Annotated in this window: 9 protein-coding genes and 1 tRNA gene; 7 read left to right on the top strand and 3 right to left on the bottom strand. The window is 59.9% G+C overall.

The features are described 5' to 3' along the window. Positions 1–5: 5 nt before the first annotated feature. Positions 6–1,655: a hypothetical protein gene (locus NW837_RS13940; RefSeq protein ID WP_414332198.1), complete on the bottom strand. Its 1,650-nt coding sequence runs from the start codon at positions 1,653–1,655 to the stop codon at positions 6–8. 166 nt (positions 1,656–1,821) lie between these two features. Here NW837_RS13940 and NW837_RS13935 point away from each other — a divergent pair, with 166 nt between their 5' ends. Then, positions 1,822–2,241, top strand: coding sequence for a hypothetical protein (locus tag NW837_RS13935; RefSeq protein ID WP_414332200.1), 420 nt, complete (start codon positions 1,822–1,824; stop codon positions 2,239–2,241). Positions 2,242–2,378: 137 nt separating this feature from the next. On the opposite strand, the gene panB is transcribed toward NW837_RS13935, so the two are convergent. Continuing rightward, entirely contained in the window at positions 2,379–3,164 is a 786-nt protein-coding gene (panB, locus tag NW837_RS13930) for a 3-methyl-2-oxobutanoate hydroxymethyltransferase (protein ID WP_414332197.1), read from the bottom strand. A gap of 151 nt (positions 3,165–3,315) precedes the next feature. Between panB and NW837_RS13925 the strand changes: the two genes are divergently transcribed. Together NW837_RS13925 and NW837_RS13920 are read left to right on the top strand one after the other, a co-directional pair. Continuing rightward, positions 3,316–3,402, top strand: a tRNA-Ser gene (locus NW837_RS13925). Between the two features lie 165 nt (positions 3,403–3,567). Further along, complete coding sequence (locus tag NW837_RS13920) at positions 3,568–4,317, top strand: phycocyanobilin:ferredoxin oxidoreductase (RefSeq protein WP_414332196.1); 750 nt, start codon at positions 3,568–3,570, stop codon at positions 4,315–4,317. Here the strand turns inward: NW837_RS13920 and NW837_RS13915 are convergent. After that, on the bottom strand, positions 4,314–5,147 hold the full coding sequence (locus NW837_RS13915) for a hypothetical protein (protein WP_414332195.1): 834 nt from the start codon (positions 5,145–5,147) through the stop codon (positions 4,314–4,316). The two genes, NW837_RS13920 and NW837_RS13915, sit on opposite strands and share 4 nt — an antisense overlap. Before the next feature lie 481 nt (positions 5,148–5,628). On the opposite strand from NW837_RS13915, the gene prmA reads away from it, so the two are divergent. The 4 genes from prmA to NW837_RS13895 form a co-directional block, all read left to right on the top strand. Continuing rightward, on the top strand, positions 5,629–6,519 hold the full coding sequence (prmA, locus tag NW837_RS13910; RefSeq protein ID WP_414332199.1) for a 50S ribosomal protein L11 methyltransferase: 891 nt from the start codon (positions 5,629–5,631) through the stop codon (positions 6,517–6,519). Then, complete coding sequence (locus NW837_RS13905) at positions 6,489–7,325, top strand: 16S rRNA (uracil(1498)-N(3))-methyltransferase (protein WP_414332194.1); 837 nt, start codon at positions 6,489–6,491, stop codon at positions 7,323–7,325. The genes prmA and NW837_RS13905 overlap by 31 nt, the downstream gene beginning before the upstream one ends. Positions 7,326–7,419: 94 nt before the next feature. After that, complete coding sequence (gene hisS / locus NW837_RS13900) at positions 7,420–8,703, top strand: histidine--tRNA ligase (RefSeq protein ID WP_414332193.1); 1,284 nt, start codon at positions 7,420–7,422, stop codon at positions 8,701–8,703. A 7-nt stretch (positions 8,704–8,710) separates the two neighbouring features. Further along, a partial coding sequence (locus NW837_RS13895) for a hypothetical protein (RefSeq protein ID WP_414332192.1) occupies positions 8,711–10,062 on the top strand: 1,352 nt, incomplete at its 3' end.

Genomic DNA, 10,062 nt, shown 5'->3' with positions numbered 1-10,062 from the left:
AGCCCTCAGTAGGGCCGCCGCTGCACAAAAGCCGGCAACTCAATCCGGCTACGACCGCCCGTTTCCGTCCCTGCCTGTGAAGCGGCCAAAGCGGAGCGTTTCAGGAGCTTTTCCGCCCGTTCGCGCCAGCGGTGTGGAGCACTTTCTTCCCGCTCTTCCAAAGTGAGCGGCGGGATCCCTGTGGTGGGTGTTCTCCAAGTGGTGGGTCGGCTGTTGGGTGCCGCCGGGGAAGGAGCAGACTCGTCAGCCGCTGCAGGAATCCGTTCCTGGTCGCGCCAGCGGTGCGGAGCACTAGCCGGATGATTCGACCTGGGCTCGACAGCCGCTGCTTGGGGGGAAAGCGAGGCTGACTGACGCAGTGTGGCCAGTTGCTCTTCCAGTTCTTGGTTGCGCTGCTGCAGCAGAGCTACTTCCTTTTCTTGGGTTTGCGCGTAGGCGTGGGCCTGCACGCACTCGGTTTTCAAAGCCATCACCTGCTGCTGCAACTTCTCGATCTGCTTTTGGCTGACCAGATGATGGGCCTCGGCCAGTTCTCGCCCCCGCCGGGCTTCTTCCAGGCTTTCTTGGGTGCTCTGCACCTGCTGCTGAACTTCCTGCCACTGGGCAAGGGTGGGACGCTGGGCCAACTCTTGGATAAGCTGATCCCGCTCGGCTCGCAAAGCACCAAGCTCGCGAGTCAAAGCCTGCACCTGCTCCTCCAAGACCAGGATTCGCTGCGCCTGCGAGGACTCTGTCTCCCTGAGGTGGGCGGCCTGGGCTGCTTCCGCTTCCAGTTTGGCAATTTGTTGAGCTTGCTCGGCCTGCTGTCGCTGACTCTGCTGCAGCTCTTCCAGCAAGGTGGCCCGCTCGGCCTTGGCAAAAGAGGCTTGTTGGCGCAGATGATCCAACTCCGCTTGCAAGTGTGCCCATTGCTCTGGGGTAGGGCGCTCTTCCAATTCGCGAATACGTTGCCGGGCAGTGTTCAGGTCAGCTTCCATGTGCGCCTTTTCGGTTTCCAGATGGGTCTTCAAACGTTGCCATTCGGCTTCGGCTTGGCGGTGGGCAGCCTCTAGCTCTGCCCGTAGGGTTTCCAGTTCTTGGGCAGAAGGTCGAGCGGCCAACTCTTGGACTTGCGCTTGCAGTTGCGCTTTTTCCTCTTCTAGCTCTTGTATGCGGAGCTGCAATTGGGCTTGCAAAAGCTGTACCTGCGGCAGCTTGACGGCGTATTCTCCCAACTGGTTGGCCTGCTGTTTCAGTTCCAGGAGCTCCTGCTGCAGTTGGTAAAATCGGGCCGGATCGACGCGCCGCTGCAATTCCGCCTTGAGGGTTTCAATTTCCGCCTGGCTAGTTTGCAACTGCTGCTGCAGAATGTGGTAGTGCTCCAGCGTTGGACGGCGCTCCATTTCCCACAGGAGATTCTGCAGTTCTTCGATGTGCTGTTGCTGAAGCTGAAAAGCCTCTAGGGTAGGGCGCTGGGCCAGCTGCGCTTTCTCTTCTTGACAGGCTTGCAGAGCGTGATCCCGTTCTTGAATCTGTGCCTGCGCTTCCAGCAGTTGACGTTCCAGGCGATGGGTACACTCAATCTGCTGCAGCGACAGCGCTTCCGATTCTGCCAGGGATCGCTCTAAGTTGCGCACACGCGCCCGCAAAGCTTTTAGCTCTTCTTCCCCTTCCATATCCAGGCTGCTCGACAGGTTATGGGCCTTACTGTAGCAGATGGTTTGGGCAAAAATCCAGCTTGCCACTATATGTGGCGTGAATTTTTAGTTTTTCTCGAAAAGGACGCTAAGCCTGTTATCCCCACCCTCTATACTGAGAAGGTGAGTTTTCAGATTGAACCCTGTGATGAAGCTGGGATCCAAATCCTGGGGATGGGCGCTGGGCCTGCTGGGCGTGGCCTTGGTCGGTTGTGGTGCCGATGCGCTGACGGCCAGTACTCCGCTGCCGCCTTTGATCACCAGCAGCGATATTCCTTCTGTGGTGAATCGGAACGGCTTTTTGGAGCTGGGGGTCTCGGTATCGGTGCCGGGGCGGATCCCGGCGGAGCTGGCGTTTCAGGTGTCGTGGTCAGGGATCGAGGTGCAGACGCTATCGGCAGCCCAGGTGAATTGTGTGTCTGGAGAGGTGTTCTGTACAACCCGCTTCCGCATTCGCCCTCCCCTAAGCTTGGTGCCCGGCTCCTACCTGCTCAGCTTGCGGGTCTTCGACCGGTTGGGCCAAAGTGCTGCGGTGACCGGGACGGTGCTGCTCAGGGATCCCTGAGGTCGCCCTATCCTTGCCCAGCCTTGAGAAAGCGGTGCGGTTCCCGTTCCCATAAGCATTGCGTAGTAGTAGGTAGCAGTATGAGGTGCCGTAGGCATAGCACCTCTGCCCAAGCTTTGAATGGGTAAGGGATCCCTTCAGCGGGGGGGAAATACTTTTTGGCGAACATCGTCGGCGAAAGCTTCCACCGCTTCTCGGATTGCCTGTCTCAAATTGGTATAGGCCTTGGCAAAAGGGGGAATCCGCTCGCTCAGCCCCAGCAGGTCGTGGGTGACCAAAATCTGACCATCGCAAGCCGGCCCGGCCCCAATGCCCAAGGTTGGGATCCCCACCTGGGCTGAGATTTGGGCAGCCAATTCCGCCGGCATGTGCTCCAGAACCAGGGCAAATGCCCCTGCTTGTTCCAGGCTGAGGGCCTCTTGTCGCAGACGCTCCGCCTCCGGAGTGGTTTTTCCCTGCTGGCGATAGCCTCCCAGTTGATGTTTGGCCTGCGGAGTGAGGCCGATATGACCCAAAACCGGGATCCCCCGCTGCACCAGAAAGGCCACCGTTTCCACCATGTCGGGGTAGCCCCCCTCCAGCTTGACCCCGTTGACTCCTGCCTCCTTCATCAACCGCCCTGCTGAGAGGAGAGCTTGTTCTTTGTGGACTTGATAAGTCAAGAAGGGCAAGTCGGCCACCAAAAAGGCCCGTTCTACCCCGCGGCGCACCGCCTGGGCGTGATGGAGCATCTGTTCCAGCGTCAGGGGCAGGGTGCTGGTATACCCCAAGTGGGTCATGGCCAAGCTGTCGCCCACCAGGATCAAGTCGATCCCAGCCTGATCCAAAATCTGAGCGGTGGCGTAGTCGGCAGCCGTGAGGGCCACCAAAGGTTGACCCGCCTGTTTGGCCTGGCGAAAGTGGTGAATGGATAGAGCAGCCATATCCCTATGATCTCATCTGGGCGTTCCCGCCAGCGGTGCGGAGCACTTTCCCATCAACCGCATCCCGTGGGGGAAGCAAGCTTGGCTTTGAGGCTGGGAAGAAGCAGGAGACTCGGTTTGCCCTTAAGATGGTAAAGCCCCACAGCTGACTGGAAGGGTGACAGAGTGGTTGATTGTGACGCTCTCGAAAAGCGTTGTGACTGCAAGGTCACCGTGGGTTCGAATCCCACCCCTTCCGTCTTCAGGCATACAGTTTTAGAACGCCTTGCCCAGCTAGGGCCTCTGGGATTTTTGGGGATCCCACCCAAGCCCTTCGCATCAGCGGTGCGGTTCCCCCATAACACTTTGGCATGGAGCCAAGGTCAAGGTTGGATGGGGTTCTTGGCCTTTCTTCTAGAGTCTTATGTTCACCGCTCCTGCTCTCTCTGCCCAACTGCATCCGCTCATTCAGGGCTTATCTGAGGCAATCCTGAACGTTTGGGGATCTACCCTCACCCTAGCCCCCTATCCTCTGCCTGAAGATCTGGGCTACGTGGAAGGCCGCCTAGAGGGTGAGAAATTGCAAATTGAAAACCGCTGCTACCAAGGGGATCCCTTTCGCAAGCTGCACCTGGAGCTGGCCCAGGCCGGGCAAAGCCTGGACATTCTCCATTGCGTTATGTTTCCGCAGCCGCAGTACCCGCTGCCGCTGTTCGGTTGCGACATTGTGGTCGGTCGCGGACAGGTGAGCGCCGCCATTGTCGATCTCTCGCCGGTGACCCCCAGCTTGCCCGATCTCTATATCCAAGAGCTGGAAGCGTTGGGATCCCATCTGGCCCCTTTCCAACACCGGCGCCGGTTGCCGGAGTGGGGCACGATTTTTTCTCCCTACTGTCTGTTCGTGCGTCCTGCCGACGAAGCAGAGGCCGAGCGCTTTTTACACTTTGCCTGCCGTTTCCTGGAAATTCACTGCCGGCTGGCGCAGCAGATCCCCCCACAGACGGATCCCGGCCAGATTTTGGCCCACTACCAGGGGCAGCAGCGCTATTGCAGCCAGCAACAGCAGAACGACCGCACCCGCCGCGTTTTGGAAAAAGCTTTTGGCCCCGCCTGGGCAGAGCGCTACATGAACACCGTCCTTTTTGACTTGCCTCCCAGTCCCGTGCAGATCTAGGCGGGATCCCCTTGCAGCCGCTGCTGGATGCTCAACGCCAATTTTTGCCCTAAGAACTCCGGCATGGTTGGAGTTGAATCCGGCCCTAGCAAGTAGAAAATAAAGCGCGTTTGCTTGCGGCGGAGCATCAAGTTGAGGTTAACAACGGTCAAATCCTCCTGCGCGAGGGCCGTCATCACCCGGTAAAACGCGCCCGGCTGGTTGTCCACATCCACCAGAAGTGTGGGCAAATGAAACACCGGGTCAAAATAAAAAGAAACCTGCACGTCTTTTAGTCCGGCCTTGAGATCAAACTCCAGCGCCAAGGTTTCGTGAACGCGAAACACACCCGCCAGGCATTCGTGAATGGCCCGTTCTAGGCTGAGCTTGGTTTGGGAAGAAAGGCTGTGGCCATCGCGGGAGACAATGGTGCGGATAAACACCAGGTGCGGTGAGTAGATCTGCCCATAGAGATGGATGCCGTGCACCGAGAGATTAAAAGCGGTGAACACCCCAAACAGATCGCTGAGCAGGGAAGGTCGATTACGGTAGGCCAGACAGACCACCGTCTTGCGACCTTCGTCCTGCATCTGTACCACCGCCTTGCGGGTCTGGTAGAGGGTGTAAGCCAAGCGCAGATTTTGGGCCTGTACCTCGCTGCTGACAAACTGGCTGTAAAAAGGCGGAAAGCTCTGGTTAAAACGCCGCATCAGAGCGGATCGCGTCAGCGGGACGGAGTTCTTGCGGGTGCTGACTTTGAGCGGCTGAAGATCTTCATGGGCAGCCCTTTCCCCTCTGGTAATCCCCCAAGGAGCTACCTTCGGCTGCTGCCCTGACTGCTCAATTGACATCGACCTCGCCACCTGCATTGCTCTTTCTTCATCCTTACATCGTTGCTCAGTACGCCCCAGCCAAACCCCATCTATCCGCAAAATCACTGAGGCTCGGAACGAATGTCAACGCTGCATCCAATTCTTGTTCAATGCTTTTGGACTTAATCTATCTCACAGGGCTGAGCTGGTCATCCAAAGAGCCGCTGAGGGTCACCCCCCAATTGGGGGGGCTCCCCCCCTTTTTTCGCTGCTGAACCGACGGCGTAAGCCTTCAAATCCTAGGATAGCCGGGATAGCTGGAGTAGGCTCTTAAAGCCTAAACTATGGATTGAGTAGAGTGCTGCAATTTTTGATATAAAGTACCGCATTGTGTGTAGCTGGCTTGGCGACTTGGAGCGCCATCTTGTTAGCCATCACTTTGGTTTTCCTTTAGGTTTGTGAAGGGATCCCTGTGAGCAGAACTGTTGCCAATCCCACTCCGTTTTCGCCCGCACAAGCGCTGGACCCCGCTGGTGCTTGGTGGGATCTCAGTCTCATCGCCTCCCCTGCCCAAGAAGACCTGATCTTTTGGCGGCTGGAGAATTTTGGCTGTCGGGGCATGACCAGCCAAGCCCACGGCGAAGATCAGGTCTGCATTCACGCCTATCTGCCTTGGCCTCACGTCAGCCTCTTGGATTTGGCAGCCCTCTCCCTGCGCCTGCAGCAAGATGCCCTCATTGCCGGTCAGCGGGTTCCCAAGCTGCGCTGGGAACGCATAGAGGCGGAAGATTGGAGCAGCAGTTGGAAGCAGCACTGGCAGCCCCAATGGGTCGGGGACAAGTTGCTCATTTGTCCGGCCTGGCTGGATCCGCCCCCTCACCCCGGTCGGCACCTGTTGCAGCTGGATCCCGGTATGGCCTTCGGCACGGGCACTCACCCCACCACTCAGCTCTGTCTGGAGTCGCTGGAGATGCGCCTGGAGGGCGGCGGGGGTGCCGAGGGAGTGACTGTGGCCGATGTGGGCTGTGGATCCGGGATTCTGTCGTTGGCGGCGGCCCTGCTGGGGGTGAAGCGGGTATTTGCGGTGGACATCGACCCCCTGGCGGTGCAAGCCACGATGCACAACCGCGATCTCAACGGCCTGACGGATCGCATTGTGGTCGCTCAGGGCAGCCTGGAGCATATTCCCGAAATGGTGGATGGGCTGGTGTGCAACATCCTGGCAGATGTGATCCTGGATATGATCCCGGAGTTTCGGCTGGTGGTGAAGGAGGGGGGATGGCTGATCCTCAGCGGCATCCTCATCGAGCAGGCCAAGTTGGTGGCGGAGATGCTGGAGGCCAACGAATGGGTGGTGGCAGCCCTCTGGCGACGGGGGGAATGGTGTTGTCTGAACGCACGCATGACCTGAGCGCTTTGCCCCGATTGGCGATTGACCCAGCGCAGCGGGATCCCAGCGGTGTTCTCCATTTAACTGGTCTGCAACAGCACTACTTGCAGCGGGTACGCCGCCTCAGGCCAGGGGATCTCTTTTTGGTTTTGGACGGCTCAGGCAAGCTGTGGGCGGCCCGTTGGCAAGCCCAGGGATCCCAAATTGTGGGCGAGGTGGAGGTGCTGCCGCGGGAATTGCCTGTTTCTTTGCATCTGGGCTTGGCGGTGGTCAAAGGGCAGGGGTTTGACGAGGTGCTCCGCCAGGTTACCGAGCTGGGGGCGGCGCGAATTACCCCCCTGCTGACGGAGCGCACCGTGTTGGAACCGGGATCTGGGCGGCAGGAACGCTGGCAAAAAATTGTGCGGGAGGCCGCAGAACAATGTGAGCGGTTGCGCTGGCCTCAGGTCGATCCCCCCACCCCTTGGACAAGTTGGCTGGCGGAGCTGCAAGCCGTTCGCCTCAGCGGGACGGAGTCCTTCTGGTGGGGTATAGCCGTGGCGCGCGAGAACGCCCCCCTGCTGGTGCAGGCCCTGCCAAAGCTCAGGGATCCCGTCTTGGCCATAGCCATCGGCCCAGAGGGGGGCTGGACGGTTGCCGAACGTCGGCAGGCTGAGGAATATGGGGGAGTGTCCGTCTCCCTTGGCCCTACCATCTTGCGAGCTACCACCGCCGCTGTTGTTGCCACCAGCCAAATTGCCGCCACCTACTCCTGGTTGGACTCGAGCTTGGATCGGGGTCATTTGGCTCCGCTAGCGACGGGGAGTGTTGTCGCCGATAATCAATAACTAGGCCGTTTGCGTCAGCGGGACGGAGTCCTTTGACGAGAACAGCCATTGGCATAGCAGGCGGCCAGGCCCACCCCAGGGAGGGAGAACGAGAATGGAGATGATCCAGGCGGTGCGGGGCACCCGAGATATTCTGCCGCAGGAGGTGCGGCTCTGGCAGCAGGTGGAAGCCAGCGCCCGAGAGATCCTGGGACGGGCCAACTACCAAGAAATTCGCACCCCCATCCTGGAGTTGACGGAACTCTTTGCCCGCAGCATTGGCAGTGCCACCGACGTGGTGGGCAAGGAGATGTACTCCTTCAGCACCCGTGGCGAGCAAGAGGTGAGCCTGCGCCCAGAGAACACAGCAGGTGTGGTGCGGGCCTACATCCAGCACGGGCTGCAAACGGCTGGAGATGTGCAACGCCTCTGGTATTGTGGGCCGATGTTTCGCTATGAGCGTCCCCAGGCGGGGCGGCAACGCCAGTTCCACCAGTTGGGGGTAGAGCTGCTGGGCAGCCGGGATCCCCGCGCCGATGCGGAAGTCATCGCCTTGGCCTGGGAGCTGTTGCAAGCGGTGGGGGCGGAGAACCTGAGCTTGCGGCTCAATTCCCTGGGGGATCTGCAGGATCGGCGGGCCTATCGCCAGGCCCTGGTGGACTACCTCACTCCCTTGCGGGAGAAGCTGGATCCTGACTCCCAAGAGCGTCTCACCCGCAACCCGCTGCGCATTCTAGACAGCAAGGATCCCCGCACCCGCGAGATTGCCGAGGGGGCCCCCAAGCTGCCGGATTACCTCGGCCCAGAATCGCGGGCTTTCTTCGAGCAGGTGCAAGCTCACCTGCAGATGTTGGATATTCCCTACCAGTTGGATCCCTACTTGGTGCGGGGCCTGGACTACTACACCGACACCGCCTTTGAGATCGTCTCACCTGACTTGGGATCCCAGAGTACCGTCTGTGGGGGTGGTCGCTACGACGGCTTGGTGGAAGAGCTGGGCGGACCTTCTACCCCAGCGGTGGGCTGGGCCGTCGGCATGGAGCGGCTGGTGCTGCTGTTGCAAAAGAAACAAGGGGAGGCTCCGCCAGCACCGGTCGAGGTTTACGTGATCTCCCGTGGGGCGAAGGCTGAGGCCCAATCCCTCCGGATCGCTCAAGCGCTGCGCCAAGCTGGTTTCTGCACCGAGCTGGATCTGAGCGGCAGCGCCTTTGGCAAGCAGTTCAAACGGGCCAGCCGCAGCGGCGCAACTTGGGCTGTTGTGCTAGGGGATGCGGAAGCTGCAGCCGGAGAGGTACAGCTTAAGCACCTGCCTACAGGGCAACAGCAAACCCTTTTGCAAGCCGATCTGATTCAGTATCTGGCATGCCATTCGCGTCAGCAGTGCGGAGCACCAAGGTGATGGAGCTATGTTAAATTTCTGGGTTCGGCGGGACGGCCAGGAAGACTGGCAGCCAGTACCAGCCGAGGGAGCAGTTCTGGAAGAAGATACCTACACCATTGTTGCCCGTTCGCCCCAGCCCCACTTCACCATCACGGTGGAAGTCCGGCAGCGTCCTCTAGGGCCACAGAATCAGGGCCCCAACACCGGCACGACTCCTCCACAGGTCCAAACCCGTTCTGTGCGCACCAACGATGAAGGGATCGGCATTATTTTGCCTGCCAGCCGCCTCACCCCTGGGTTTTGGGAATTGCACTGCCGAGATGCCGACTTGATCGCAGAACTGTTCGGTGAAACCGAGTTGGACAATTGTCTCCGTTTTCAGGTTGTGCCTGCCCCTCTGGAGCCGGAACGAGGGATCCCTGCCCCGGTGGCTGAAGAGGCCGGGTTTGAGCCCCCCCAGAAAAAAGAGGTCGCCATCCCGCCAGAGCTGTTTTCCCTAATGCACAGCGAATTGGAGGGATCCCCGGAGGAGGTGCTGGTGTTGACGGGGCGGATCGGCTGCAGCGGCGAGCTGCGGGTACGGGTTTGGCAGGAAGGCGAGGAGAGCACGGTTTTCGAGGGGCAACGGCTAATTCAATTTCCCGCTGAAGCCCGAACGGCGGTGTTCAGCATTCCCATCACCCTGCCAAGCCGCGTTTGGACCCGTCCTTTGCGGGGGGAACTGGCCCTCACTCCCTCTTCCTGGCGGGATGCAGACCGGCCTTCCCAGCCCTTGACGATTCCGTTTTCCGTCCGCTGTCGAGACCTTCGCGTCAGCGTTGCGGAGCAACAAGGCGGAGAGCTGCCTCCCGCCTCCCCTCCGCGTCAGTATTGGGGAGCAACAAACATCCCACTGGCCCGGTTGCGGGAAGACCCCCCCTTAACCTTGCTGTCTCCCGAACGAACCTTGCAAAAGCTGCTGCGCATCTGGCAACACAGCGCCCCCATTTCCGTCAGCGTTGCCGAGCAACAGCGAGAGGAGGACTCAGCTTCGCCCGTTCAGCCCGCCGAGACCCAAGCCCTCCGCTCCTTCCCGGAAAAGGATCCCCTGCCATCTGCGCCCAACCCCTCCGCTCAGCCCCTACCCGAAGCAGAGACGGCAGAGTTGCCATCGCCCATCTCCTCCCCTTCCCCACCACCCCAAGCTGAGGCCATCTTGCCAACGCAAGCGGCAGCCGGGATCCCGAGTAGCCCTGTAGCTCCCTCTGAAAACTCGCTGCTGCCCCCCGCTCCGCCTGGGGTTTGTCCAACTCCCCAACTGGTGGTGCCCGAGCAACTCCGAGCCGGAGACAATTTCGATGTGGTGTTGCGCTTGCCCCCCACGACCAACCCTGCTGC

The organism is Synechococcus sp. R6-10 (assembly GCF_047461815.1).
Taxonomy (GTDB): Bacteria; Cyanobacteriota; Cyanobacteriia; order Thermostichales; family Thermostichaceae; genus Thermostichus.
The sequence above is the reverse complement of the archived record's forward strand: the minus strand, read 5'-3'. Positions and strand labels throughout refer to the sequence as shown.